The organism is Bradyrhizobium sp. 2TAF36 (genome assembly GCF_052114925.1).
Lineage (GTDB): Bacteria > Pseudomonadota > Alphaproteobacteria > Rhizobiales > Xanthobacteraceae > Bradyrhizobium > Bradyrhizobium barranii.
This window is the reverse complement of sequence record NZ_JBFRFR010000046.1, coordinates 12832-36891: the sequence shown is the minus strand read 5'-3', so window position 1 is coordinate 36891 and position 24060 is coordinate 12832. Positions and strand designations below refer to the sequence as shown.

Below are 24060 nucleotides of genomic sequence, written 5' to 3'. Positions count from 1 at the left end.
GCAGGGATTGCGCGGATCGTTGACAAGTATACTGATAGTCAGCATACTGAGCAATATCGAAGAAGACGTTGACGGGAGAGGTGCTCATGCAATTCCATCTCAATGGATTTCAGCCGGGCGATCCTGAAATCGCCGATCCCGCCGAACGTATTCAGGCTTCGGGCGCAGCCGGGGCCGTGCCTGAAGAGGTCGATGTCCTCATCGTCGGCTGCGGCCCTGCGGGCCTGACGCTCGCGGCCCAGCTTGCGCAATTCGGCGACATCAAGACCTGCATCGTCGAGCAGAAGCCGGGCCGTTTGCTGGTCGGGCAGGCCGACGGCATCGCCTGCCGCACCATGGAGATGTTCCACGCCTATGGGTTTAGCGAGCGCGTGCTGAAGGAAGCCTATTGGGTTAACGAGACCACGTTCTGGAAGCCGGACGAACGGAAGCCCGAGACGATCGTCCGCAGCGGGCGTGTGCAGGATGTCGAGGACGGGCTGTCTGAATTCCCGCATGTCATCCTCAACCAGGCGCGCATCCATGACGGCTTTCTCGATCTCATGCGCAAATCGCCGGCCAAGCTCGAACCGCATTACAACCGGCGCCTGCTCGACCTCGAGGTCGATCCGGCGGCAGGTCCCGCCAACCATGCCGTGACGGTGCGCCTCGAACGTGCCGATGCCGGCAATGAGGGGAAGGTGGAGACGATCAGGGCGCGCTACGTCGTCGGCTGCGACGGCGCGCGCAGCACGGTGCGCAAATCGATCGGCCGCGAACTGCATGGCGATTCCGCCAACCACGCCTGGGGCGTGATGGACGTGCTGGCGGTGACCGATTTTCCCGACATCCGCTTCAAGGCCCTGATCCAGTCGGCGAAGGATGGCAGCCTGCTGATCATTCCGCGCGAAGGCGGCTACATGGTCCGCCTCTATGTCGAGCTCGCAAAACTCGATGTCGGCGAGCGCGTCGCCAATCGCAACATCACGGCCGATGACGTGATTGCGAAAGCGCAGCGGATCCTGAAGCCGCACACGCTTGACGTGAAGGAGATCGCGTGGTGGTCGGTCTACGAGATCGGCCAGCGCCTGACCGACAAGTTCGACGACGTGCCGGAGGCCGAGATCGCCTCGCGCCTGCCGCGCATCTTCATCGCCGGCGATGCCTGCCATACCCACAGCCCGAAGGCGGGGCAGGGCATGAACGTCTCGATGCAGGACGCTTTCAATCTCGGCTGGAAGCTCGCGGCCGTCCTCCGGAGGCAGAGTGCGCCGAGCCTCTTGCATTCCTATTCGGCCGAGCGCCAGGCGGTGGCGAAGGAGTTGATCGATTTCGATCGCGAATGGGCAGGAATTCTCGCCTCCGCCGCCAAGGCCGGTGGTGCCGATGCCGCCAGGACGCAGGACTATTTCGTCAGGCACGGGCGCTACACCGCGGGCACCGCGACGCATTACCGGCCGTCGCTCCTCACCGGTGCATCATCCCATCAGCAACTCGCGCAGGGCCTCGTCATCGGCACACGCTTTCATTCCGCGCCGGTGATCCGGCTCGGGGATGCCAAGCCTGTCCATCTCGGCCACGCATCGCAGGCTGATGGCCGCTTCCGCATCTACGCGTTCTCGCCCGCGGAGGATCCCGCCGCCGCGGGATCGGCGATCCGCGCGCTGTGTGATTTTCTCGCAGAGGCCCGTGAATCGCCGGTCCGTCGCCATACGCCCGCTGGAGCCGACATCGACAGCGTGATCGACCTGCGTGCCGTCTTCCAGCAGGATCATCGCGCGCTCGCCGTGGAGGCGATGCCGGCGCTGCTGCTGCCGCGCAAGGGGCGACACGGCTTGATCGACTACGAGAAGATGTTCTGTCCGGACCTCAAGAGCGGCCAGGACGTTTTCACCATGCGCGGTATCGATCGGAGGGCTGGCTGCATCGTCGTGGTGCGCCCCGACCAATATGTCGCGCAGGTTCTTCCGATCGACGCTTTTTCTGCGCTCGCGGCGTACTTCGACGCGTTCATGCTGCAAGCGAGCTGACGCTCAAACAGCCCTGGCGTTGCCAACGAAAGCCCGGTCCTCGCGCCGGGCTTTCCGTTTGGTTCGAGTCAGGTTCCCGGCTTGTCCAATTTAAGAAAGTTCTTCGCGGGCAGATTTCATCGATCGTAATATGTGTACTCAAAGCTGTAAGCATCCACTCGGGGCAGCGGGGCAACGGGAGGATGACGATGAGACAGAGCCAGGCGGAGACGCGCCGCCAAAATGTCGCGAAGCGGTCGATGACCAAGGAGGCCAAACAGCTGTCCAGCCTGATCGCCGGGCTGCGCAAATCCCTCGACGGGATTCACAAGGAGCGGACGAGCACGAAGCTCACCGGTGCCGAGATGGGCATGCTCGACGAGCGCCGCAACAACCTGCTGCTGACCATCGCAGCGCTGGACGACCGTCTCTCGGCGGTGCAGGGGCTGATCGATCTCGGCCGTCCCCATATCATTCGCGTCCACTAAGCGGATCGCGATACCTTAACGGTTCCGTCGCGGCGGCGATGGACCCGGGCCCGGTGGCCGGCTCCGCAGGGCATAAGGGTTGGCGTAGCACTGGGCGGACTGCCCGGAAGCAGTCGCGGCGCACTGCGTGATCGACGTGAAGCTGCAATCGATGCTGCTGCCGTCGATGGTGTAGATCTCGATGCAGACGGGATAGCGCGGATCGTAGGTCTGCGCCCGCGCAGGTGCGGTGGCAAGCAGCGCCACGCCAGGCAAGCCCGCGACAAGCAGAATCGCATTTCTGATGCTGCGCACGATCAATCTCCGTCGCTCAGTTGGAACCAGGGCACAATGCTGCCGTCGATGGCACCAAATTGCCACGCTCCCGGCGAATTGCCGCCAAAGCCCGCTGCCACGAGGGAGCGGGTGCAGGACGACGCAAGGGGATGCGCATTGGCCTATAAGATGGTCGCAGAACGCGACAATGAGAAGTGCAGTTTTGCCCGCGAGAGCCGGTTGCTCATCGTGGCGAAGGCAAAAGTATGGGCGAGCGAGGGATGGAAGGTCGTCATCACCGACCCGGACGGCAAGGCCTACACTCCGCCCGAATTCGATCAGCTGTTGGCGGCGTGAGCGCGCGACGGGGCCGATTCTTCTTTTGACGCGTTTTCTTTACGCGAACCGGAATCCACTTCGCTCGAAAACGCTCTAGGGGACGACATTGATTTCGCTGTTTCGACCGGGGCGCGACGTGATCGCGCCTTTGGTGACTCTCGCAGCCGCGGCGCTGACGGTGACGGTCGCGTCCGCGCAAAACCTCGATGCCGGCAAGCCGGCCGCAAAGCTCTTCGCGGACGGCTGCGCGACCTGCCATCGCAGCCCGCGGGGACTGGCGAAAGGGCGCTTTAGCCTGACGCTCGCCTGGTTCCTGAAGGACCATTACGTAACCAGCGCCGACTCCGCCAAGGCGCTCGCCGCCTATCTGGTGTCCGTCGACGAACCGCCGCCGCGCGCGGCGGCCAAGTCCGGTGCAAAGCCGGCCAAATCCGCGCCGCGTCCGCCCAAGGCAGTGCAGAGCCAATAGCCGTCGTTCCGGTTATCCGCGCCGATAGGTCTGTGCGATCAGGCGGTCGTGCACGGCACGCAAGTCCGCGCCCATGCGCGTCTGTCCCGTCGTGATGTAGGACAGCCAGGCGCCGTCGGCGGCGAGGCGTACGACGTGGAGTTCGGGCGCTGTGTCGGTCGTACCGTGACGCTTCAGGCGCGCCTTCATCCAGTCGTTCCAGAGCCGGCGCAGGGACGGATCTGTGACCACGACCATGCTCAGCGCCGCCCAGGGCGTCGCAAAGCCGAAGGCCTTGCCGGTGAAGACCGCATTGACATAGGCCCGCGTAAAGCTGCCGCGCGGCTTCGGGTCGGCTTCGATAGCGGCGTCGATCTCGGCATCGACGCGGCCGAGGAGATCGGCGAACAGGCCCTCGATCAGCGCCTGCTTGCTGCCGAAATGATGAAACAGCCCGCCCTTGGTGACGCCGGCCGCCGCCGCCACCGCCTGCACCGTGATCCCCGATACGCCGTGATCCATGGCGATCGCCGCGGCATGGTCGAGCAGGGCGCGCCGGACCTGCTCGGGCTGCTTGGCGCGGGAGTAGGCGCTGGCCGGCATCAATGCGCCGTCGTTTGCGAGAACAGGTTGATGACCACGACCCCTGACACGATCAGCCCGATGCCGACGAAGGCCGCGGCGTCCAGCATCTGGCGGAACAGCACGAAGGAGACGGTGGCGGTCAGGATGATGCCGACGCCGCCCCAGATCGCATAGGCGATGCTGAGCGGAATGACCCGGATCACCACCGACAGCGCGTAGAACGAGGCGACGTAGAACAGCACCATGGCCAGCGTCGGCCATGGCCGCGTGAACTGCGCGGACTGCTGCAGGAAGGCGGACGCGGTCACCTCGAAGACGATGGCGAGGGCAAGCGCTGCGTAGGCATTGAAGGCGGAGGTCATGGCCGGCTCGGGATGGGGACGCGAAAGATACCGCGCGGTAGGTATGTTTAGCACGCGAAACATGGCTTTTGGCGGGTGGAGGTATCACGTGTGAGTGACGAGCCTGCGACAGGGCGGAGCCTGTTGGCGGCGGTTTGCCGGAGTTTTGGCTGTTTCGCCGAGAAGACGAAGTCGCCGCGCGACAGATCGCACGACGGCTCAGAGTGTCGATTTTATGCAACGTCAGCTGATCCGCACGGAGAGCTCGACGTCTTCGGCGAAGGGCGTGGACATGTAGCCGCTTGCGGGCCCGCGTACGCGCGCGAGGTAGTCAGGGCTGTCGTCGGCATTGTCGGCGACGATGATCGCGCCCGGCTTGAGATGGCCTTCGACCAGATCGAGGATCTCCGGGTAGAGCGCCTTGGCGCCGTCGAGCAGCACGAGGTCGATCGTGTCGGGCAGATCGGCGCTGAGCGTCTTCAGCGCATCGCCCTCGCGGATTTCGACGAGATCGATCAGCCCACCAGCCGAAAGATTGTCCCGCGCCCGCGCCGCCTTGGACGGCTCGAACTCGCTGGTGATGAGGCGGCCGCCGCCATTGTCGCGCAAGCCTGCGGCAAGGTGCAGGGTCGAGATGCCGAACGAGGTCCCGAACTCGACGATCGCCTTGGCGCGCGAACTGCGCGCCAGCATGTAGAGCAGGTGACCTGTCTCGCGCGAGACCGCGAGCGGTGCGTCCTTCAAGCGTCCGTAGAGGTCGCGGTAATCGGTCTTGCTCCGCATCATCCGCGCCCGGTCTGCGTCGGACAAATCGGCGACGGCGGCATGTGTTGCGCCCCTGGCCGCTTCAGCCTCGTCAAACAGGCGATCCAGCAGCGGCGCAAGCGTTGTGATGGTCGGGGTGGTCATTTGATGTCTCCGGAGTTCGCGAAGAAGCGCGTGCTTGCGCAGGGATTGAGATACGACTAATTCGTCGCATTTCCTATTCGCATTGCCCGAGCACGCCATGGCCGATCGCCGAAGCCGTTCAATTTCCTCACGAAAACAGCCGCAACAGGCCCGATCGAGCGGGCTGGTGGCCGCCATTCTGGATGCCGCTGTTCAGGTCCTGGCAAAGGAAGGGGCGCAGCGTTTCACCACGGCACGGGTGGCCGAGCGGGCCGGTGTGAGCGTCGGATCGCTCTACCAATACTTTCCGAACAAGGCGGCGATTCTGTTCCGTCTCCAGAGCGATGAGTGGCGGAGCACAAGCGAGCTTCTGCGCGGCATTTTGGCGGACCCGACGAAGCCGCCGCCGACGCGGCTGCGCGCGCTGGTCCATGCCTTTATTCGTTCCGAGTGCGAGGAGGCCGCCATTCGCGTCGCGCTCAGTGACGCTGCACCGCTGTATCGCGACGCGCCCGAGGCGCAGGACGCCCGGGCAGCCGGCGAGGGGATCGTCGCCGCGTTCATGCGGGAGGCGCTGCCGAAAGCCTCGGATACGACGCGTATCCTTGCCGGCGAGCTGATCACGGCGACGCTGAGCGAGGTCGGCAAGAGTTTTTCGGAAGAGACGCGGAGCGAGACGGAGATCGCAGCCTATGCCGATGCCATGGCCGACATGTTCTGCGCCTATCTTGCGACGCTGGCGCGGCGCTGAGGCATTGCTGACATCGGCGTTTGCGGGCCGATTATTCTTCAGATCTTGCCGGCTGGTGGGTTAGCCTTCGCTCGCCATTCCCTATTCGAGCCATTGAGACCCGTGCCATGCATGTGCTTCGCCCCCAGTTTCGCATCGAGGAGCAGCGTGCGCTGGAATTTGCCGGGCAACGCGGCTTCGGCATGATCGTCGCGGCGGACGAGCACGGTCCGCGGGCCTCGCATGTGCCGTTCGTGYTGGTCGAGCGCAACGGGCAGGTGATCGTGCAGATCCATTTCACCGCCAAGAATCCGCTCGTGTCGCTCGCAGACGGCACGCGGCGCTTCCTGCTGATCGTTGCCGGCGACGACGCCTACATCTCCAACGACTGGTACTCTTCGCGCGACAATGTCTCGACCTGGCTCTACGAGGCCGTGCACCTGTCGGGCGTGGCGCATCTGCGCGAACTGGACGAGAACCGCGGGCATGGCGATGCGCTGCTTGCGGTGTCCGAGGCACGGTTGCCGAAGCAGCCCTGGGACCTCGCGCAAATGGAGCCGGGCAAGCGCGAGAGCATGCTGGCTGCGATCCGGGTCGTCGATCTCGTGGTCGACACCGTCGAGGGGCAGGCCAAGCTCAATCAGCACAAGAGCGATGCGGACCATATCGCGGTCGCCGACCGGCTGGCGCGGTCGGAGGAGACGGGGCACCGGCGGCTGGCGCGGAAGATGCAGGCGCTGCGGCCGGGGCTGGGGTATGGCGTTGTCCCGTAGCCCGGATGGAGCCAACGGGTCGGCGCGAAGCGGCCGCCCGATGACAGGCTCCGCGCAATCCGGGAATCATGCTGGAATCTCAGACCCCGGCTTACGCTTCGCTCGATCCGGGCTACCTTGCGTCATCCAGTATTTGACCCTACGGACCTCTCAATGCTCGTCATCTCCATTCAAAGCCAGGTGGTTCACGGCCATGTCGGCAACAGCGCGGCGGCCTTTGCCATGCAGGCGGAGGGCGTGAACGTCGCGGCGGTGCCGACGACGCTGCTGTCGAACCATCCGCGTTATCCGACGTTGCGCGGGCGGGTGCTGGAGACCGAGCTCGTCGCCGATCTCCTCAAAGGCGTCGAGGAGCGCGACCTCGTCGATGAGGCCGCGGTGCTCGTCACCGGCTATCTCGGCTCGCCTGGCAACGCGGCTGTGACCGCCGACTTCGTCGAGCGGGCGCTGACGCGGAATTCGAAGCTGGTCTATCTCTGCGATCCCGTGATCGGCGATGACGGCCGCGTCTATGTTGCCGACGGCATTCTGGACGTGGTGCAGCACCGGCTGCTGCCGGCCGCCAACCTGACCACGCCGAACCAGTTCGAGCTCGAGCTGCTGTCGGGCGTCACGATCGCGGACACTCAGAGCCTGCGCACGGCCTGCGCGGCGCTGGCGGGGCAACGTCGCATCGATGTCGTCGCTACTGGCTGCACGCTCGCCGACACGGCAGAAGGGCAGGTGGAGACGATCCTGTGCGCCGACGGCCAGCTGTCGCGCTTTGCGACGCCGCGGTTGCCGATCCGCCCCTCAGGCACCGGCGATCTCCTTACCGGCCTGATTGCGGCGCATCTGGCCAAGGGCAAGGCGATGCAGGCGGCGGTGCGGCTTGCGGTCGAAACCATCTTTGCGGTGCTGGTGCGCACGCAAGACGCAGGCACCGCCGAGATGCGCCTCGTACCGCTGCCGATCCCCGGGCGGAAGCCGTAACAGGGTCAGGTCGCGCGCTTGCCGGCCGATTGCGCCGACTTCTGCGGCTTGGCCAAACTCTTCTGCTCGCGCGCGGCGTGTGTCTTTCGCAGCTTTGCGTGGGCCGCGGCCCGCATCACCTTCTTGGACCTCACGTTGGTCGCTTCCTTGCGATCTCCCGTGCCACGCTTCGAGATGTATTCCTGGCCGTCGACCGGGCCGACATGCGGCGGATCGCGGCCGAGATAGGGCCGGCCAATGCCGAATGCCTTGCCGTTGGCGTCAACCCACTTCCACAGGATTTCGGTCGAGACCCAGCGCTGCGCGCGGTTGTTGCCCTGGGTGCTGACGATGTCGGCCGCCATGCCGTGGCCGTAGCCACCGCGCGTGCTGCCGCCATGATAGGAGCGGTCGGAGGCGGCCTTCAGGCCGCTCGCGATCGACTGGCGGTAGTCGTCGCGGAACGCGCTGGTGATGCCCGGCGACAGGCCGGCGGCCTCGGCTGCGAGCAGCATGCGAAACAGCTTTCGCTTGAAGCTCTTGTCCATGCCGCCGATGACGTAATCCATCATCGGCATGCTGGCGCGATCGGCCGCTTTCGGATCCTTCCAGCCAAAATCCTGATCGACCAGCTTTGTGAAGCTGCGCATCACCGTGACCATCTTGCCCCTGCGCTTGATGGTGACGGGGCGGCGGTCCTCGACCTTGATCGAATCCTCCTTCGCGGTGCGCTGATAGAGCGTCCACAGATAGCGGTCGATGCAGGCGTCCATTACAAAGCACTCATCGAGCACGGCGACGGTGTCGGCCGGCGGCGACGGCTTGCTCGCGGCAGGCGCTGGGCCGGTCGCGATCGCCGCGGGCGACAGCTCATCTGTCGTCACGATCTCGGTGGGATCGGCGGAGGCGAGTTTGACCACGGGCTCCGGCGCCGGTGCGGCCTCTGCTGGTGCAGCCTCGCTGAGGACGGGCGCCGGTCCAGGCGAAATCTGTAGCGCCGGCGGCGCTTCCGCCGGCAAGATCAGGGCCGGATCGGCCGAGGCGAGCTTGATGACGGCGGCGGGCGTCTCGGCTGTTGCGGCCTCGGGGGCCGGATCCGGATTCGGCGTCGCAGCGACAGCGGCCGCGATATCGGCGGTCAGGGCGATGCCATCCTCGATGGCCGCGGCATGCGGGACGTCGGCGAGCTCGAGCCGGCCAAGATCTTTCGCGCGCGACACGGCGGCAGCATTGGCGCTGCTTTTCTCGATGAGGGCCGGAGCGCAGGCGGACAGGGAGAGCACCAGCCAGCCGGCGAGAACGGCCGAGGGGCACGAGACCGCCACCAGAAGAGACCGCCGATCATTCATGATCCCTGCCTCCAAACGGTTCTGTTCGAACCAATCTTGCACAGCCAGGCACGCGACGCGTCAATTGTTCGGAGGATGGTGTGGCGGCGCAATGGCGCAAATGGGCGAAATGGGTCTTTTCGGGCGGGTGTTGCAGAGGCGCAACGCGAATTCCCTGCGGTTTCAGGGGCGGCAAGTGGCTGAAAAGCGGCAGCCATTCATTGTCATCAAATTGAAGGGATTGAATTTACTCAATCTTGGATTGCGACTTGGTATCTCTCCCGTGCCGGCAACGTGCGGTAGAGTTGGAAGGATGCGAGTTGTGAAATTGAAATGCTTGTTGATCGAATTTGCCGCCGATGAATCCGGCGCCACCGCGATCGAATACGGTCTGATTGCAGCCGGTATCGCGCTGGCGATCATCGAGATCATCTATGCGCTCGGCACCAATCTCGTCGCAAAGCTGCAATCGCTGGCGACGGCGTTGAAATAAGCCGCGTGGACGCGGGGCATGTGCTCGGTGCCTGACCGCCGCCCATAAAAGCGTCATGTCGCGTCCGGCGGGGATTCGACCAAGCGCTTGTGCGCATTAAACATATTGCCATGCAGAGGGCGCGCTGTTGCAATGCAACAGAGCATGTCGCAATGCAGCAAAACGCGCTTAAATGTGCTCCGAACCTTCCACTCAGGAGCATCACCAATGAACAAGAAGACTCTGTCGATCGCCGCCGCCATCCTGACGATCGCGGGCAGCACTGCGGCCTTCGCCGCCGAGCTGCCGACCTATGAGGCCAACGGTTTCCCGGTCTCCCCCCTGCAGGTGCGCGTGCTTGGTGCCGCGCATGTCGAGCAGCAGGCAACCGTGCCGACCACGGTCGCTTCGGTCCACCAGGCCCGCGTGCTGACGCCGCGCAAGGTCAAGACCGCGGACGTCACGACGGGCACGGCCCGCTGATCTCAATCGCTTGAAGACATGAAACAGGCTCGTCTCCTCCCGAGCCTGCATGGACCGCGTTCCCTTTCAGGAGCGCGGTCTTTTTTTTGAGAAGCGAGCCACGTTCTGGCGCGGCCGTGCGCGGGTTGAGAAAGTCGCGGCAAGAAAAACCGCCGTCGCGCGCCGATTGTGGACGGCCGTTCAAGACGAGTGTGATCTCTTTAATAGTTGCTTTGCAGATCGCGGCGCCTGATGCGGGCGCCGCTTAGTGGCGGCCAAAAACCGTTTTCATAATGGAGCCGTCATGCCCGTTGCGCAAAAAGCAGTTATTGCCACCACCTCGCCGCGCGCGTTTATTCTCAGACATATTGCATTGTTCGCAGCCGCCGCGCTGTTCGTGTTCGTGCTGAGCCTGACCTATGGGCTCGATCTCAGCCCCGGATTTTTCTGAGCGAACTTGCGCAGCTCGATGCGGGCTACGCATGCTTCGATGAGCGCAGGCTGGACGGCGATCTTCCATAGAGCTCGGCGAACGCGGCGTTGAATCTGCGCAAGCTGCCGAAGCCGGCCTGAAACGCGATGTCGGTCATGGTGTGTTCACCAGCATCGAGCAGGCGTTTTGCGCGCTGGACGCGCAGCGTCTTGGCAAGCTGCTGCGGCGTCGCGCCGACATGGCGCTCGAACAAGCGCGCCAGGTGACGCGAGGAGATGCCGAGCCGCATCGCGAGCGTCACCACCGAATCTTCATCGAGCGCGCCCTCGTTGATCAGCTTCACCGCGCGCGCGACCGTCGAACGCGTGCCGTTCCAGGCCGGGCAGAACGGCGCGGTTTCGGGACGGCAGCGCAGGCAGGGCCGGAATCCCGAGGCTTCGGCCGCGGCCGCCGTGGGGTAATAGACGACGTTGCGCGTCAGCGGCTGCTTGGCCGGACAGACCGGGCGGCAATAGATGCCCGTGGTCTTCACTGCGGTGAAGAAGCGGCCGTCATAGCGGGGATCCCTGCGCAGGCGCGCGGCGTTGCAGTCGTCAAAACTCAGCATGGCCGGATGATAGCGCATGCCCGCGCGGGCGGAAGGGCCGCGGGATGACCGAGTCCGATTGTGGCGAGCCGCAACGCGCATGGTGGCCTAGAAGGCGGCCCTCGATGCAAGCCCCCTCAATGCCAGTTCTGGAGCGCGCCGTGACCAGCCCGAAAGACATCGTTCTCAACGCCTGGAAGACCTTCTCGTCGCGCGATGCCGGCCGCATCGCCGCACTGTTCACCGACGATGCCGAATGGATCGCGCCGAAGGGCAACGCCACCGCCGTCGCGCTCGATCACACCGATCACATGGTGGGCGCGCAAGCGATCGCGCGCTTCATCGCGCAGGAGATGCACAGGATGTTTTCCGAGATCGATATCGCCTTCCGCGGCGTCTACGCCGACGGCGATGTCGTGATCGTGGAGGAGCGGATGCGTGCCACGCTTGCGGGCGGCAAGCCCTACGAGAACGACTATTGCTTCGTGTTCACGGTGGCCGGGGACCGTATTCGCGAAGTGCGGGAATACATGGACACGCGCAACGGATGGCAGATGGTGTTCGGCGAGGAGGCATGATGGTTGGGCTACGCTGCGTGCCAGACCTGCAACGGCGTGGGTTGAGGCGGCTCACGCGCTGACATAAGGCTTGTCGATGGATCAGCGAACGAGCGGCGCTGACGCTCTCATTCAGAAGAACGATGCGGCGCCGGCGTTACTCGGCGTCATCTGCGGCCTGTCGGCTGCGCTGTTCTGGGCGCTGGGCTTTGCCGGCACGCGGCACGGCCTCAAGGTCGGTTTCACCCCGGTCGATCTGCTCGTGCATCGCTATGTCTGGTCGGGCATCGCGTTCCTGCCGCTGGTCGCGCGCGCCGGCATCGGTGATCTCTGCGGCATCGGCTGGGGCAGGGGCCTTGTGCTGATGGTGCTCGGCGGTCCCGTGATGTCGCTGATCTCCTACACTGGATTCCTGTTCGTGCCGCTCGGCCACGGCAGCGTGATCCAGCCCTCCTGCGCGACGCTCGGCGGCCTCCTGCTCGCGGCAGTCGTGCTGAAGGAGCACATCTCCGCGTCGCGCCTTGCCGGCGCCCTGGTCATCGTCGGCGGCCTCTGCGTGATCGGCGCGGAATCGATCGGCCATATCGGGTCTGATGGTGTGCTCGGCGATCTGACCTTCGTGCTCACCGGATTCATGTTCGCCGGTTTTGGCGCGCTGCTGCGGCACTGGCGCGTCTCCGCCGTGTCGGCCGCGCTCGTCATCAACGTGCTGTCGCTGCTGCTGTTGCCGATCTATCTCGCCACCGTCGGTCTCGCCCATGTCGCGGCGATCGGTGTGACCGAGAATGCCATTCAGGCGCTGGCGCAGGGCGTGCTCGCCGGCCCCGCCGCGCTTTATCTGTTCGCCGTCTCGGTCCAGCGCCTCGGCGTCGCCCGCGCCGCCGTGATCCCGGCCTGCGTGCCGGCGCTGACGCTCCTGGTCGGTTGGCTGCTGCTCGGCGAGCCGCCGACGATGTTGCAGGTGGCGGGTCTGGTCACGGTGCTGTGCGGGTTCTATCTGGCGCAGCGGCAGCGGTGATCGCATAGCGCGACCGGAGGTGCGGCAAGATTCCGGATTATGCGTCCGCTCCGTCCGGGTTACGCTGCCCGTCATGACCATCCTGCTCAACATCGACGTTCCCGACGCAGCGCAAGCGACCACCTTCTACACCGCCGCCTTCGGCCTCACGGTCGGCCGCCGCTTCGGCACCGACTTCGTCGAGCTGCTGGGCTGGCCCGCGCCGCTGTATCTTCTGACCAAGCAGGCCGGCACACCGGGCGCGGGCAGCGACCGCCGCCGCTACGAGCGGCACTGGACGCCGCTGCATATCGACGTCGTCGTTGACGACGTCGATGCCGCCGTCGCGCGCGCACTTGCCGCCGGTGCGATCCTCGAGGCGCCCGCGTGCGATGCGCCCTATGGCCGGATCGCCATGCTGGCCGATCCGTTCGGGCACGGGTTTTGTCTTCTGGCGTTCAGCGCGAAGGGGTATGACGCGCTGCTGGAGGAATAGCGCGAGCGGACGCGGGCGGCTCAGGCCTTCTTCACGAACTCCGATTTCAAATTCATCGCGCCGATGCCGTCGATCTTGCAGGCGATGTTGTGGCCGTCGGTGGCGTCCTGGAGGCGGATGTTCCTGACCTTCGTGCCGCCCTTGACGACCGACGACGACCCCTTGACCTTGAGGTCCTTCATCACGATGACGCTGTCGCCATCGGCGAGCGCATTGCCATGCGCATCGCGCACCCCGGCCTCCTGCGGAGCCGGCGCGGCCGCATCGCCCCCAGCGCGCCATTCATGGGCGCATTCCGGACAGACCCAGAGATCGCGGTCCTGATAGGCGTGCTCCGACTTACAGTTCGGGCATTTCATCGATTCGGTCATTGCTTGCCTCGTCACCCCCTAGAGCCTTTCCCGTTCCGATGGAATCGGAACGGGAAAGGCTCCAGGTTTTTGTTTTGGCGCGTTTTCTTTACGCGAACCGGTATCCACTTCGCTCGAAAACGCTCTCACGGGCGCGCCGCACGCATTCCGCCGGAAAAGATGGATTGGGAGCAAATCCTTTACCATGGCGTCCGGTCCCGGTTGAAGTGCCGGAGCCTTAGGAGTTCGGGAAAAATTCCGCGGTATCCATGTCCTGATCATACGGATACGTCGGATCCGCCGTTCGACGCTGCCGCAAGCTTTGGGAGTCCAGGTCATGAGCGAGCATCGTGCCGCTGCCAGACATCAGACGTTGCGAACCGGGATTGTCGAGTTCGACAACGGCACCGGCAGYCTCATCAGCGTGCCCTGCACGATCCGCGATGTCTCCGGCACCGGCGCCCGCCTGCAGCTCAACTCGTCGCTCTGGGTCGCCGAGCAGTTCACGTTGGTCTTCAGCAGCGGATTGCGCAAGGACTGCCGCGTCGCCTGGCGCAAGGGCAGACTGATCGGCACCGCGTTCGCCGAGGGTTATGCGAGCCCGGACGAGCAGGCCGTCATGATGACCGCGGACGAGCAGTCCCGGCATCGGCTCGGGATCGGTGCGCGCGTCAGAGCGGCGCGCGAGACCCGCGGCTACACCGAAGTCCAGCTCGCCGAGCGCATCGGCGTCACGCCCGCCTTCCTGGCGCTGGCCGAAAACGGCGAGGCCGACATTCCGCTCTACCAGCTGATGCACATTGCCGATTTGCTGATGGTCGGCCTCGACGGGCTCGTGGCAGGTCCGGCGCCTGAGGACGTCGACGCGGCGTAGGGAGACACTCGCGGAACTGCGCGGCCAACAAAAATGTCGAAAACAACCCCACGCACCGTAGAAAACTCGCGTGATTTCAGGGGTCTGCGGGACCGAATATTGTGCTGCTCCGTCGGCAATCCCGGTCGTTGCTTGCCTCGCATCGATTTCGGTGATCCCGAATAAAATTTGACTCGTCGGGCGAAACAGGGGCACTATGGCATGGTGGCGCCGGTGCGACGGACAGGTGCGTCGCCGGGGCCGCGGGGCGACATGCCGAAAAAACCGAAAAGCGAAGCGACAAGAAAACCGCAAAGAAAACTGAAGACCTACCAGACCTCGCTCGGCTTCTACGACCAGGCGGTCGCCGCACCCTCGATGAAGGCGGCGCTGGAGGCCTGGGGCGCCAGCTCCAACCTCTTCCATCAGGGCGCCGCGAAGGAGACCGACGACCCCGACATCGTCGCGGCGACCATGGCAAGCCCGGGCGTCGTGCTCCGGCGCCCGGTCGGCTCCGGCGGCCCGTTCACCGAGAGCGCCGCGCTGCCGACCGATCTCGCCGACGATGAGGCCAAGCGAAAACCCAAACCCAACTCCAAGTCCAAGCCCGAGTCCAAATCCAAGTCGAAGCAGCGTCCGGCCGAGGGCGTAACAAAACAGTCACGCAAGATTGACGATCAAGACGCGCGCAAAGCCGCCGCGGCGTTCGAGAAGGAAGAGCGGCGGCGAGACGCCGAGCGACGCAAGGAAGAGGTCGCCCTCGCCAAGGAGCGCGCGCGCCGCGACAAGGCGGTCGCCATGGCCCAGGCGGCGCTGGACGCGGCGAGGCGGGAGCACGCCGCGAAGGCGGAGGCGATCGAAGCCGAGCGTGCCGCGCTCGACGAACGCGCCGAGGCCGAGCAGGGCCGGTGGGACAAGCAAAGGAAAAAGCTGGAGGAGGCTCTGCGCCGCGCGCGCACGTAGCGCGAGCGAATTTAGCTTGCCTTGCCTTGCGTCCTTTTGCACTCTTCCAGGGAAGGAGACCAACGCATGAAGATCATCACCGCCGCGTGTGCGCTCGGAACGGCCCTGGTGCTGTGCAACCTCGGGATATCGGGCGCTGAGGCCCGGACGCGGAAGGCCCAAGTGGTTCGCGAACCACAGCAGAGGCTTATCGTCACGGCGCCCGTGCTCAGGCCGACGCCGTGGGATTACTACATTGTTCCACGATATCGTTATCGCCCTGAAGACGACCGGGTCGATCCGAACGGCCCGCCCTATGTGTCGTCATGGGTCCGCTATGAGGGATGGCGGTGGCCGTACTGGTGGTAAAGGCCATCGACGGACGCGGAGCGGAATAGACGAGAAGCGAAGCCCATCGATAGCTGTCGCGGCACGATGGGTTTCGCAAGCGCTCCACCCATCCTGCGCGCTGCTCCTCGAGGCATCCCCGAGACGTGCTATGCTCCTGGGCGGGAGGAATCAGCATGAGAGTCCCTACCGCGATACTCGCCCTGCTTCTTTCAAGCCCGGCCGCCGCCCAGGAGTGCCAGACATGCTCAATGGCCGACGCCTGCATGAAGGAGTACTCTAAGGCAACGTTGGAGGCCCAAAGGGCCACGAAGCAAGCAATCCGGGACTGGAAGCAGAATCTGGACCGAAAGGCCTCCGCCGAATTGTCCAGCAGGGGCATACTCGCATTGCAGGACGCGATGGAGGCGCAGGTTCGTTCCGAGCTGGAGCGGCTGAAGGAGTGCCTGGCGAAGATCAGGTAGGGCGAAGCGCGCGGCGGAAAGCACCCGCATATAGGGACGGGTTGAGCCTTTGCCAAAACGCATGATATTCGTGGCTGGCAAGGCACTGGTTGCGCCTTCTTCGCGGCAAGCCTCGCATAAGCGCGCGTTGGGAAAGCGATGAGTGTTGGAAGGATATCAACGCGCCTCAAAGCGCCGGCCAGCCCGCTGAAGCGCGCGCCCTCGCGACAATGAATGTCTAGGCTGATGCACTGCGCTTCGCGCTGCAGGCAAACCCACCCTACGGGTCATCCGCCGATAGTCGCAGGAACTGCCGCTTCATCGCGTTGACCCTGGCGATATAGCTTGCAACCGAGTGATCGCCGCAGCGTTCGTCGGCGATCATCTGAAACTTGCGGCGCGCGTAGGCTGTGGCGGGGCCTGCGCCGCAGAGATGGATGAAGGCGGCCAGATCCTGCTTCTGCTCGCGGCTTGCCTTCACATCGCCCGCGCGGGCGAGAACGTCAGCCACGTTGCGGTCCAGGTACACCGATGCAAGCTCGATGGCGTGGCTCGGGATCGCGCGGGTATAGAGGCCCGTGAACCCGCAACCAGTCTCCGTAACCGCGTTGCCGCGGACACAGAACCGTGCGGCGTCGGCGAAAGCCGGATCGGTCATCTGGTAGAGGCCGACGGCGCTGGAGGCGGGCCGGTAGATTGCGAGCGGATTGAGGCTCAATCGCCAGCGCCAGTAGGTGCGCGCCACCGGATTGCCCGAACTCTCGACCTGCGCCAGCGCGGCCAGCAATTCGGGCGTGATCGTCGCGGTGGAATAGGCGCGAAAGAGCGGCCCGTATTGCCGCCAGTTCTCGGCCGGCTCCTTGTCGAGCGCGTTGCCGACGAAGACGAACAGCTCGGTCGGCTTGCGGATGACGTGATAGACGATGTTCAGAAGGGCTGCGACCGCAAGCAGGATCGCCACGCTGCCTGCGATCCGAACCATCCGCGGTGCGCGCGCGAACCTCTTTCGCATCCACCGGGCGCCTCGCCGGACGCTGCGAAGGCGGGGGAGGAGGCGTTTGCTTTTTCGTGGCATGGGTCTGGTGGGAGCGCGTGGATGAGTTGAGGCTTTGCGAAATCCATCACCTGACGGGGTCGATGGGGATCGACTCGCTCCACCCATCCTATGGATCGTGTGGGGTATCACTGCAACGATTCGTCCCTGTCCTCCGAGAGTTGGGTGCACCGTCACCGCAATTCGAACCGCAACTATGAGAGGTTGAGCGCTGATGACATCCATCATCGCTGCGTGCCGGGGCGGAAACTGCACAAAAATGGCAAAACTGCGACTGTCAACGACATATCTGATTAGAAGGTCGCTTATCCACGTAATACACTCAGCGCCGTTTGGGGTACGGGGAGCGTATTGGGAGGGTCAATCATGGCAAGTGTCGAACAATTGCGCAGACGTGAAGGCGTAAACCTGGTCCAGCTCGAGGCGGACATTGCATCGGTGCGCACGGGAAGCTCGATTGCTTCAATTGCGCTGCCCGATTACGTCGAGCACACCGAGGGGGTCACGCGCGTGGGCGCGCTCAGTGCTGAGGCGGTCATTCGTGACTATGAGTCCGCTGCAAAGGAGATCGAGGCCATGGGCGCCGAGCTGATCGATGCCGCGCGAAAATGCGAGGCGCTGACAGCCCAGGTCCATGATGCGATCGCCTTCATGCGCGAGACGGCAGCGGGGTATCGCGACGAGGGGCGGAAGATCTTCAAACGCATCGAGGAATGCGCGCTCTTCACGGAAGACGTCCGCAAGACGTGCGAGCAGGTCAAGCGCAGGATGAAGGACGTCTCGGTCGGCGAGTACTGCAGCGAGGAGCTTGCGACGGAAGAGCTCGAGCCGACCGGGATCGAAGCCAAGGTGTCGGTGTGCGAGGTACGGTGAGGCGGGCGTAGAGCGTCGTTCGCAGGATGGGGTGAGCGCTCGCGCGCCCCCATTCTGCGGGCTGAGCTTCAAAGCCAATCGCGCGTCGACGGGAAACAAGCCCGTTTGCGAGAGTCCCAGACGTAATCCGAACCGCCGCAAGGCGGACGCGCACGCGACGTGGCCGGACATTGATTCCAGACCCGCGCACCCGTTGCCCAGCCATCGACCACGCACGCGCCGGAAACGGTGGCGTGGCAACCGGTGCCGCAGCCGTCTGCGGCGCTGGCCGCGCAGACTGCAAACAGAAGCATCATTGGGGTCAACAGGATGCGTGAAAGGTGCCTGGTCATGGGCTTGCTCCTTCATGCCGAGGCCCGTCGTGACGTCGCACAGATCTGGCCGAGGGCCTGCCGGCCGATCACCGCGCAGCATAGCACCAAGGTTCTTGGCACCAAGGTTCTTGGCACCAAGGTTCTTGGCACCAAGGCTCTTGGCACCAAGCCTCTTGGCCGAGAACGCTGACGGCTTACCAATCCGGATCGTAGGGGTCGGCCATATAGGGCGGGGGCATCCAGCGTCCTCGCGGCGGCGGTGGCCTGGGCCGCCGGGGGGCGGTCGCTTGCACGTGCGGCCGTGCAGGCGCAGCCGTCTCGTTGCTCGTCGCGCTCCGCACGACCGGTTTCGCGGGTGCAGGCGCGGCTGACGTCGTCAGTTGCGTTTGCAGCGCCTGGACCTGTGCGGCGAGGCGCGCATTGTCCGCGGCATCCTTCTCCTGCGCCGCCTTGAGCTGTTGAATGGTGTCGGCCTGCTCGCGCAGCGTCTGCTCGTTGCGGCTTTTCAGTTGCTCGAGCTTTCCGTTGATGCTCGCAAGCTCGCTGGTGATGGTCTTGAGCGATTGCGCGAGATCGGACGATGACGGATCAGGCGCCGTGGCGCCGGTTCTTGGCGCGTCAGGTCTTGCAGCGTCAGGTTTTGGAGCCTCAGCTCTTGGAGCGTCAGTTCTTGGAGCGCTTTCCGTTTCCTTGCCGAGCGGCGGCGCGGGCACCGGACTGGGCCCATCCGCAGCAGCCAGTTGCACGGCCGGCGGTTGCGCCGGACTTTCGACCACGGACGCTCGCGCGGGTTCGCTCGCGGCCGGCGGAGCCCATCGCGCCATGATGGACCTGGTCATCGACTTGGCCTCATCGCGATATTGCGAAGCGAAGGCGGCGCCGAGAAGGCCGATCGCCAGCACGAGGCCAACCAGGGCACGCAGCATGGTCCGATCTCCCTTCAGGCCTTGATTGCCCACCTTGCTAACCGGTGCCGGCGCCTTGTCCCTGGGAGCCTCGGCTGCCTTCGCACCGGCGCTGGCCTGCGAGGCCCGCGGGACTTCGTTGCCGCGTTCCATTCCGGAAACCAGCCGGTCCAGCCGCGCAAGGTCCTGCTCTGCGCTCTTGATCTGGTCATAGGCCCGCGCCAGCCCGCCATCGGCGCGCACCTCGTCCGGCTTGGCGGCCTCAGGCTTTTGGGCCTCAGGCTTGTCGGTATCAGGCTTGGGGTCGTTCGCTTCAGGCACCGATGCGCGCTCCATCCAGTCGGGCGTCAATGGGAGTGCGGCAGTCCGAACGTCGGAAGGATAGGCCTCACCGTTGTCCAACACAACGCGCGTGCGAAGGAGAAATTATGGCGGGCTACGGTTGCTGAAGCAGCCGGGCGCTGCTCCCCCCGGGGCATCCCTGCGACGTGCTGTGCTATCGCGGGAGGAAGCGCCATGAGGGTCTCTACCGCGACACTCGCCCTGCTTCTTTCAGGTCCGGCCGCGGCCCGGGAGTGCCAGACATGCTCAATGGCCGACGCCTGCATGAAGGAGTACGTTAAGACGACGTCGGAGGCCCAAAAGGCCACCAAGCAAGCCATCCGGGATTGGAAGCAGAATCTGGACAGAAAGGCCTCCGCAGAATTGTCCAGCAGGGGCATACTCGCATTGCAAGACGCCATGGAGGCGCAGGTTCGTACGGAGCTGGAGCGCCTGAAGGAGTCCTGGCGAAGATCAGGTAGGGAGGGGCGCAAAGGAGGATCCAATGAAATCGCTTCTGCTGCTCACGGCGAGCGGTCCGCTGCTCATTCTCACCTCGCACCAGTCCCTGGACGACCAGAAGCTCCTAGGGGTGCTCAGGCAAAAAGGTATCGGCAAGTTCGTCGCGTTCGAGGTTCCCTTGTCGCTCGCCAGAGAGCGCTACGGCGGGCACTTTCACGCGGTCGAAAGCAATCTGCACGAGACCGATGATTTGAGAGTGCTCGACTTCAACGGCCAGCGGGTCTTTCAGCTCTTTCATTTCGAAGAGCTCGGTTCACCGATCCTGATAGAGCGGTCGTGATCCGGCTTTATTCGGCGGCGAAAGGGGATGTGTTGAGCAGGGCTGTTCCGAAGAGACGCCGATTGAGGTACGGTGGAAGCCTGGACCCGTGGAGTCTGCCATGACGTCATATACTGTCGGGTTGAAGCTCGGGGTGCGTGCCAAGGTGCTCACGATCGAAGCCGAGGACGCATTGGTCGCGGCGCTGAAGATCAAGCTCGAGAACCCCGAGGCACTCGTCACCTACGTTCGCAAGTCAAACCGGCGTGGCGATCGTCGTCACCCGCACGAAGTGCAGCGGGCCAAGACAACTGGCTAAAGCGCGATGAGATTGAGATGAATCGTCATCGCGCTTTAGGTTGTTGTTTGAGCATGATCTTTTCGGAAAACCGCTTCGCACTTTTCCGGATCATGCGTTAGCCGATGCCGAGACCGCGGCAGGTAGCCCGGATTTCGCTTCCGCCTTCGCTCTTCGAGCTACGGCGGACAAGTCGCTCCATCCGGGCTACGCTCGCTCCCCCCCCCGCTGTGTCGGAATACGCAGTTGTCGTTAGTGACGTGTCGCGCGAATTTCGAGCGTCGTCTGGGTGAGCTTGGCCACGAACCCCTCAAAATGCATGACCCTTTGTCTGGTCAATTGTCCATGCAACTCGGCGATCTTCTGGGATTCGGCGATCAACGATCCGCACACCTGTTTCGCGTACTCCATCTGAAGCTCAAAGGCCTCGACGGGTGAGCGCGCCGCCGCGAGCTTTCCCAGGAAGTTCCAGGCGTGCTCAAGCGACGTCCTCGTGTAGTCGCTATAGGCATCGGCAATCGCCTGCGGGCTGGCCTGGGAGGGTTCCACCGGTGCGACGGGCGCGCTTGCAGCGATCTCCATCCCGGAAGCCTCGCCTGGCAAGGCTGCAGCCGAGGGTACCTGAGCACTGATCTCTCGGCTCGTCTCTTGCCTTATCTCTTGCTCGGCCTCTTGCCTGTTCTCTTGGGTGCTCTCTTGCTTGTTCTCTTGGCTGATCTCCGCCGAGGCATCCGGCAATTGATGGGCCGCAGTTGCGTGTTGCTCGCCGGCCCTGGTCCGTTGCCCGGCCTTCTTCTTCGCGCCGCGMCGGCCGGATTTTCCCGTTGTCTTATTTTCGCCCGCACTCAACATTGCAAATAACTCCTGAATATCGCTGAAGCCGCAAGCCTCCGTCGTGTTTGCGCTGAAATCGCGATTGTGGGTTGTCGCTTGCGTGGCGGCCATGTGGTGAGATTTTGCCGGGCACCGGCCAGGCGCAATTCGCGGGTGACGGCCTGGACTGCTTCGCAGAGCCTGTCATCGGGCCGCGCTCCGCGCGGACCCGGTGGCTCGCAATGACGGGCGTCCTGGTCCTCGCGCGTTCGTCGTCACCCGAACAGGGCGACATAGACCACGTAGAGCCAGCCCAAGATGCCGTGGATGATCGCCCACAGGATCGAATGATTGTTGGTGTAGGAGATTGCGATGGCGAGTGCGGAGCCAAAACCCACGCCGTATTTGGCGCCCTCGACCCGAACCCCGTAGTAGCGATTGCCGTTCATGGCGGTCCTTCCTGCGGGCCACGCTTGCTCATCACGCCTTATAAAAGTCTTCCGGTCGTTGTGAAATGGCACACAGACGGCAGCCCCCAGGTCTGCTTCTATGGCGCCGACACCAGACCCTCGTGCGCTGCTTGGTGATGCGCATCGGGTGGGTCGGCATTTGGCAATTTCGGGATGATCACTATGGGCGTTTTCAATCGCACGGCCATGCTTTGCAGCTCTTTCATCGTGTCCACCATGAGCGGGTGAACCGAGAGATTTTCGCGTGCGCGCAACGGCGCGTGCAGGGATTTTTCTTGAGGCCCCGCCGGTGACGGACGGGGCCTTTCCATTTTTCATGTCAGCCCACGACTGCCCGGCGGTGCCTTCGCGAAGAAGGATGCAGGGTCATGTGGGAGTATTTTGGACCCGATTTCGCTTTTGACGTGGTGAAGGGATTTGTCGCCGGCGTTGCCTCCATGGCGTTTCAGGTCGTGGCGCCGCGGGCGTTTCATGCCGCGAAGCGATTTCGCGAGCACTGGGTTGCCAGAAAAGACGCAAGGCAAGCACGCCGCAACGCGCCGGCGAATGATGAGCCGTGAGGTCTCTGAGCGAAGCGAAACCCATCAATAGCCGTCATGGCACGATGGGTTTCGCAAGTGCTCTGCCCATCCTGCGAGCTAAAAGTTGAGTGCACTGTCACCGTAATTCTGAAACGGTGACGAATGGTCCCTAAGCCTGAAGATTTGAGTGCACTGTCACCTCTTGGGGCCGGCAATCAATAGCGGCCGCCGCTGCCTTTTTGCTGCGTGATCCAGTCCGACAATGTTTTCGGTGTCGATTTCGCAGTCCGGCCCGGTGATGCCTTCGGATTGTCGCGGACGCCTTTGGTCGGACGGGCGCGCGGCGCTTCCGTTGCGTTGACGCCCTTCAGGGCAGCCGTCGATGCCTCTGCGGCTTCCCTCTCGAGGCGCAACTGTTTCAATCGCGCCATCTTGATGCGCTCTGCCTCGACTTCGGGGCGTTCGGCGAGTTGCGGCTTGTGTTGAGCAAGCTCCGCCGGGACCAGGACACCGAGTATGGTGGTTTCGCCGAGCGCCTTGCAGGCTTCGAGCCGATGCAGTCCCTCGACCAGAACGAGGCGGTCTCCGTCGAGCCGAACGGAAATGGGCGTCTGTTGTCCGATGTCCAGAATACTTTCCGCGATCTCACCGACGATCTCGGGCTTGATGGCCTTCTTCATTTTCGTGGGAACGAAAATCTTCTCGATCGGGAAGCCCTCCGGTTTGGGCATAACTTGACTCCACTTCTACCGGGCCCGTCGGAACCCATGCCGGTGAGGTCAGGAGTTTAGGGGGGAAGGGCCCGACCGCAAAGGCAATTCAGACGAGTGCGGTTTGCACTTAATAAGGGACGCATGCCAAAGTTAAGCCCGCAGGATAGGTGGAGCGAAGCGAACCCCATCACTGGTCGTTGCAGAAGGATGAGTTTCGCAAGGACTCAACCCATCCTACGAGCTGAGAGCTTTGAGGAGAGCGATTCCACGTGGCGACGTTTTATAGGCATAGGTGCCGTTCGGTGCTTGCTCTACACATTTGAGGTCGAGCAGATAGAGAATCGAAGTTGCCGTGTCGTTGGTCTCCAGGTGCTGCGCCAGTGCCAGTTGGTGCGGGTTTATGAAATTGCCTACCCCTGTGAGCCGTTGGAGGACTAGTGCGTCGAGCGGATTGAGTTGCTTCAATACCGTCACAAACTCTATGCGCACCTTGCTTTGGGTGGCTTCATCCATCGCATTTGCCAGCAGTTGAGCCCAGAGTTCTCGCAACTCGTCTCGAGTTTCGTCTTGAGCTGCCTCGAGAATATCCAGCGCAATGCGCGGCGGAGCGCCCTTCAATTTTTTCGCATCACGCTTTGCTAGGATCTCGTCGACGCGTCTGCTGTACCAGTCGAGAGACAGGGTGCGCACGAACCGCAGCGGGTCGCCTATCGTTATTCCGACGGCGTCAACGATCGGATTTCCGAGCACACGATTGAAAAAGCTGGCTAGGTCGCGCGCCGCATCAATCGCATTGTCAGTTGTTTTTGCTATTTCTTGTGCGGCTTTCGCCGTTTCTTTGCCGAATGGCTCAGGCCCGTCCGTCATGTTGGACCACTTTTCTCAAAAGAGCCCGCTCTCGAATGAGAGCGGGCTCTTAGTGGTTGTCATTGCTAGTTTAGCAA

35 protein-coding genes are annotated in these 24060 nt (G+C 63.7%); 20 read left to right on the top strand and 15 right to left on the bottom strand.

What is annotated here, in order from left to right; translation table 11 throughout:
- The first annotated feature begins 86 nt into the window (after positions 1-86).
- Positions 87-2009, top strand: coding sequence for an FAD-binding monooxygenase (locus AB4Z51_RS25805; protein WP_167768226.1), 1923 nt, complete (start codon positions 87-89; stop codon positions 2007-2009).
- Between the two features lie 239 nt (positions 2010-2248).
- A complete protein-coding gene (locus AB4Z51_RS25800) occupies positions 2249-2476 on the top strand; it encodes a hypothetical protein (RefSeq protein ID WP_224580733.1) in 228 nt (75 codons plus the stop codon).
- Between the two features lie 15 nt (positions 2477-2491).
- Here the strand turns inward: AB4Z51_RS25800 and AB4Z51_RS25795 are convergent, their stop codons facing one another.
- Positions 2492-2770 carry a DUF3551 domain-containing protein gene (locus tag AB4Z51_RS25795; protein ID WP_193560920.1) on the bottom strand — a complete coding sequence of 93 codons (279 nt, stop codon included), beginning with the start codon at positions 2768-2770 and terminating at the stop codon, positions 2492-2494.
- Positions 2771-2881: 111 nt separating this feature from the next.
- Here AB4Z51_RS25795 and AB4Z51_RS25790 point away from each other — a divergent pair, with 111 nt between their 5' ends.
- Positions 2882-3088: a hypothetical protein gene (locus AB4Z51_RS25790; protein WP_167768232.1), complete on the top strand. Its 207-nt coding sequence runs from the start codon at positions 2882-2884 to the stop codon at positions 3086-3088.
- A 118-nt stretch (positions 3089-3206) separates the two neighbouring features.
- Positions 3207-3539, top strand: coding sequence for a hypothetical protein (locus tag AB4Z51_RS25785; RefSeq protein WP_244623323.1), 333 nt, complete (start codon positions 3207-3209; stop codon positions 3537-3539).
- Positions 3540-3551: 12 nt separating this feature from the next.
- On the opposite strand, the gene AB4Z51_RS25780 is transcribed toward AB4Z51_RS25785, so the two are convergent.
- From AB4Z51_RS25780 to AB4Z51_RS25770, 3 genes are all read right to left on the bottom strand, one after another.
- A complete protein-coding gene (locus AB4Z51_RS25780) occupies positions 3552-4121 on the bottom strand; it encodes a TetR/AcrR family transcriptional regulator (protein WP_135216139.1) in 570 nt (189 codons plus the stop codon).
- Positions 4121-4465, bottom strand: coding sequence for a DMT family transporter (locus AB4Z51_RS25775; RefSeq protein WP_441498259.1), 345 nt, complete (start codon positions 4463-4465; stop codon positions 4121-4123). The genes AB4Z51_RS25780 and AB4Z51_RS25775 overlap by 1 nt, the downstream gene beginning before the upstream one ends.
- A gap of 222 nt (positions 4466-4687) precedes the next feature.
- On the bottom strand, positions 4688-5353 hold the full coding sequence (locus AB4Z51_RS25770; protein ID WP_135216140.1) for an O-methyltransferase: 666 nt from the start codon (positions 5351-5353) through the stop codon (positions 4688-4690).
- Positions 5354-5450: 97 nt separating this feature from the next.
- Here AB4Z51_RS25770 and AB4Z51_RS25765 point away from each other — a divergent pair, with 97 nt between their 5' ends.
- The 3 genes from AB4Z51_RS25765 (at position 5451) to pdxY (ending at position 7807) form a co-directional block, all read left to right on the top strand.
- Positions 5451-6083, top strand: coding sequence for a TetR family transcriptional regulator (locus tag AB4Z51_RS25765; protein WP_208071681.1), 633 nt, complete (start codon positions 5451-5453; stop codon positions 6081-6083).
- Between the two features lie 107 nt (positions 6084-6190).
- Positions 6191-6835, top strand: a complete 645-nt coding sequence (locus AB4Z51_RS25760) for an FMN-binding negative transcriptional regulator (RefSeq protein ID WP_135216141.1) — start codon at positions 6191-6193, stop codon at positions 6833-6835.
- A 153-nt stretch (positions 6836-6988) separates the two neighbouring features.
- Complete coding sequence (gene pdxY / locus AB4Z51_RS25755; RefSeq protein WP_135216142.1) at positions 6989-7807, top strand: pyridoxal kinase; 819 nt, start codon at positions 6989-6991, stop codon at positions 7805-7807.
- Between the two features lie 5 nt (positions 7808-7812).
- Here the strand turns inward: pdxY and AB4Z51_RS25750 are convergent, their stop codons facing one another.
- The gene (locus AB4Z51_RS25750) at positions 7813-9135 is read right to left on the bottom strand and encodes a hypothetical protein (protein WP_135216143.1); all 1323 of its coding nucleotides are present in this window, start codon (positions 9133-9135) and stop codon (positions 7813-7815) included.
- 307 nt (positions 9136-9442) lie between these two features.
- On the opposite strand from AB4Z51_RS25750, the gene AB4Z51_RS25745 reads away from it, so the two are divergent.
- The 3 genes from AB4Z51_RS25745 to AB4Z51_RS25735 all read left to right on the top strand — a co-directional run bounded on the left by AB4Z51_RS25745 (position 9443) and on the right by AB4Z51_RS25735 (position 10499).
- Complete coding sequence (locus tag AB4Z51_RS25745) at positions 9443-9607, top strand: Flp family type IVb pilin (RefSeq protein WP_166105775.1); 165 nt, start codon at positions 9443-9445, stop codon at positions 9605-9607.
- A 207-nt stretch (positions 9608-9814) separates the two neighbouring features.
- Positions 9815-10069 (top strand): hypothetical protein, encoded by a 255-nt coding sequence (locus AB4Z51_RS25740; RefSeq protein WP_028161188.1) that lies wholly within the window; start codon positions 9815-9817, stop codon positions 10067-10069.
- Between the two features lie 283 nt (positions 10070-10352).
- Positions 10353-10499 (top strand): hypothetical protein, encoded by a 147-nt coding sequence (locus AB4Z51_RS25735; protein ID WP_166096368.1) that lies wholly within the window; start codon positions 10353-10355, stop codon positions 10497-10499.
- Positions 10500-10524: 25 nt separating this feature from the next.
- Here AB4Z51_RS25735 and AB4Z51_RS25730 read toward each other — a convergent pair whose 3' ends face one another.
- Positions 10525-11106 carry a bifunctional transcriptional activator/DNA repair enzyme AdaA gene (locus AB4Z51_RS25730; RefSeq protein ID WP_028151760.1) on the bottom strand — a complete coding sequence of 194 codons (582 nt, stop codon included), beginning with the start codon at positions 11104-11106 and terminating at the stop codon, positions 10525-10527.
- Positions 11107-11228: 122 nt separating this feature from the next.
- Between AB4Z51_RS25730 and AB4Z51_RS25725 the strand changes: the two genes are divergently transcribed.
- The 3 genes from AB4Z51_RS25725 to AB4Z51_RS25715 all read left to right on the top strand — a co-directional run bounded on the left by AB4Z51_RS25725 (position 11229) and on the right by AB4Z51_RS25715 (position 13117).
- On the top strand, positions 11229-11645 hold the full coding sequence (locus AB4Z51_RS25725; RefSeq protein ID WP_224580735.1) for a nuclear transport factor 2 family protein: 417 nt from the start codon (positions 11229-11231) through the stop codon (positions 11643-11645).
- 76 nt (positions 11646-11721) lie between these two features.
- On the top strand, positions 11722-12642 hold the full coding sequence (locus tag AB4Z51_RS25720) for a DMT family transporter (protein WP_135216145.1): 921 nt from the start codon (positions 11722-11724) through the stop codon (positions 12640-12642).
- 73 nt (positions 12643-12715) lie between these two features.
- Positions 12716-13117, top strand: coding sequence for a VOC family protein (locus AB4Z51_RS25715; RefSeq protein ID WP_028161191.1), 402 nt, complete (start codon positions 12716-12718; stop codon positions 13115-13117).
- Between the two features lie 20 nt (positions 13118-13137).
- On the opposite strand, the gene AB4Z51_RS25710 is transcribed toward AB4Z51_RS25715, so the two are convergent.
- Positions 13138-13488 carry a zinc ribbon domain-containing protein YjdM gene (locus AB4Z51_RS25710; RefSeq protein WP_135216146.1) on the bottom strand — a complete coding sequence of 117 codons (351 nt, stop codon included), beginning with the start codon at positions 13486-13488 and terminating at the stop codon, positions 13138-13140.
- A gap of 316 nt (positions 13489-13804) precedes the next feature.
- Between AB4Z51_RS25710 and AB4Z51_RS25705 the strand changes: the two genes are divergently transcribed.
- From AB4Z51_RS25705 to AB4Z51_RS25690, 4 genes are all read left to right on the top strand, one after another.
- Positions 13805-14341 carry a helix-turn-helix domain-containing protein gene (locus tag AB4Z51_RS25705; RefSeq protein ID WP_166353057.1) on the top strand — a complete coding sequence of 179 codons (537 nt, stop codon included), beginning with the start codon at positions 13805-13807 and terminating at the stop codon, positions 14339-14341.
- A 252-nt stretch (positions 14342-14593) separates the two neighbouring features.
- Positions 14594-15283 (top strand): cell envelope biogenesis protein TolA, encoded by a 690-nt coding sequence (locus tag AB4Z51_RS25700; RefSeq protein ID WP_135216148.1) that lies wholly within the window; start codon positions 14594-14596, stop codon positions 15281-15283.
- A 66-nt stretch (positions 15284-15349) separates the two neighbouring features.
- A complete protein-coding gene (locus AB4Z51_RS25695) occupies positions 15350-15631 on the top strand; it encodes a hypothetical protein (RefSeq protein ID WP_071914421.1) in 282 nt (93 codons plus the stop codon).
- Positions 15632-15786: 155 nt separating this feature from the next.
- Positions 15787-16074 (top strand): hypothetical protein, encoded by a 288-nt coding sequence (locus AB4Z51_RS25690; RefSeq protein WP_063983572.1) that lies wholly within the window; start codon positions 15787-15789, stop codon positions 16072-16074.
- Between the two features lie 259 nt (positions 16075-16333).
- Here AB4Z51_RS25690 and AB4Z51_RS25685 read toward each other — a convergent pair whose 3' ends face one another.
- Positions 16334-17128: a transglycosylase SLT domain-containing protein gene (locus AB4Z51_RS25685; protein WP_441498258.1), complete on the bottom strand. Its 795-nt coding sequence runs from the start codon at positions 17126-17128 to the stop codon at positions 16334-16336.
- 345 nt (positions 17129-17473) lie between these two features.
- Between AB4Z51_RS25685 and AB4Z51_RS25680 the strand changes: the two genes are divergently transcribed.
- The gene (locus tag AB4Z51_RS25680; protein ID WP_071914417.1) at positions 17474-17980 is read left to right on the top strand and encodes a hypothetical protein; all 507 of its coding nucleotides are present in this window, start codon (positions 17474-17476) and stop codon (positions 17978-17980) included.
- Positions 17981-18048: 68 nt separating this feature from the next.
- On the opposite strand, the gene AB4Z51_RS25675 is transcribed toward AB4Z51_RS25680, so the two are convergent.
- The gene (locus AB4Z51_RS25675; RefSeq protein WP_371498184.1) at positions 18049-18273 is read right to left on the bottom strand and encodes a GCG_CRPN prefix-to-repeats domain-containing protein; all 225 of its coding nucleotides are present in this window, start codon (positions 18271-18273) and stop codon (positions 18049-18051) included.
- A gap of 215 nt (positions 18274-18488) precedes the next feature.
- Positions 18489-19535, bottom strand: a complete 1047-nt coding sequence (locus AB4Z51_RS25670) for a hypothetical protein (RefSeq protein WP_135216175.1) — start codon at positions 19533-19535, stop codon at positions 18489-18491.
- A gap of 490 nt (positions 19536-20025) precedes the next feature.
- On the opposite strand from AB4Z51_RS25670, the gene AB4Z51_RS25665 reads away from it, so the two are divergent.
- A complete protein-coding gene (locus tag AB4Z51_RS25665) occupies positions 20026-20322 on the top strand; it encodes a hypothetical protein (RefSeq protein WP_014495618.1) in 297 nt (98 codons plus the stop codon).
- A 100-nt stretch (positions 20323-20422) separates the two neighbouring features.
- Positions 20423-20620: a hypothetical protein gene (locus AB4Z51_RS25660; protein ID WP_014495617.1), complete on the top strand. Its 198-nt coding sequence runs from the start codon at positions 20423-20425 to the stop codon at positions 20618-20620.
- A gap of 231 nt (positions 20621-20851) precedes the next feature.
- Here AB4Z51_RS25660 and AB4Z51_RS25655 read toward each other — a convergent pair whose 3' ends face one another.
- From AB4Z51_RS25655 to AB4Z51_RS25635, 5 genes are all read right to left on the bottom strand, one after another.
- Complete coding sequence (locus AB4Z51_RS25655; RefSeq protein ID WP_244623327.1) at positions 20852-21544, bottom strand: phasin family protein; 693 nt, start codon at positions 21542-21544, stop codon at positions 20852-20854.
- A gap of 143 nt (positions 21545-21687) precedes the next feature.
- The gene (locus AB4Z51_RS25650; protein WP_166096372.1) at positions 21688-21861 is read right to left on the bottom strand and encodes a hypothetical protein; all 174 of its coding nucleotides are present in this window, start codon (positions 21859-21861) and stop codon (positions 21688-21690) included.
- A 98-nt stretch (positions 21862-21959) separates the two neighbouring features.
- The gene (locus AB4Z51_RS25645; protein WP_441498257.1) at positions 21960-22193 is read right to left on the bottom strand and encodes a hypothetical protein; all 234 of its coding nucleotides are present in this window, start codon (positions 22191-22193) and stop codon (positions 21960-21962) included.
- A 425-nt stretch (positions 22194-22618) separates the two neighbouring features.
- Entirely contained in the window at positions 22619-23134 is a 516-nt protein-coding gene (locus tag AB4Z51_RS25640; protein ID WP_071914406.1) for a ParB N-terminal domain-containing protein, read from the bottom strand.
- Positions 23135-23350: 216 nt separating this feature from the next.
- On the bottom strand, positions 23351-23983 hold the full coding sequence (locus AB4Z51_RS25635) for an Abi-alpha family protein (RefSeq protein WP_441498256.1): 633 nt from the start codon (positions 23981-23983) through the stop codon (positions 23351-23353).
- Between the last annotated feature and the right edge of the window lie 77 nt (positions 23984-24060).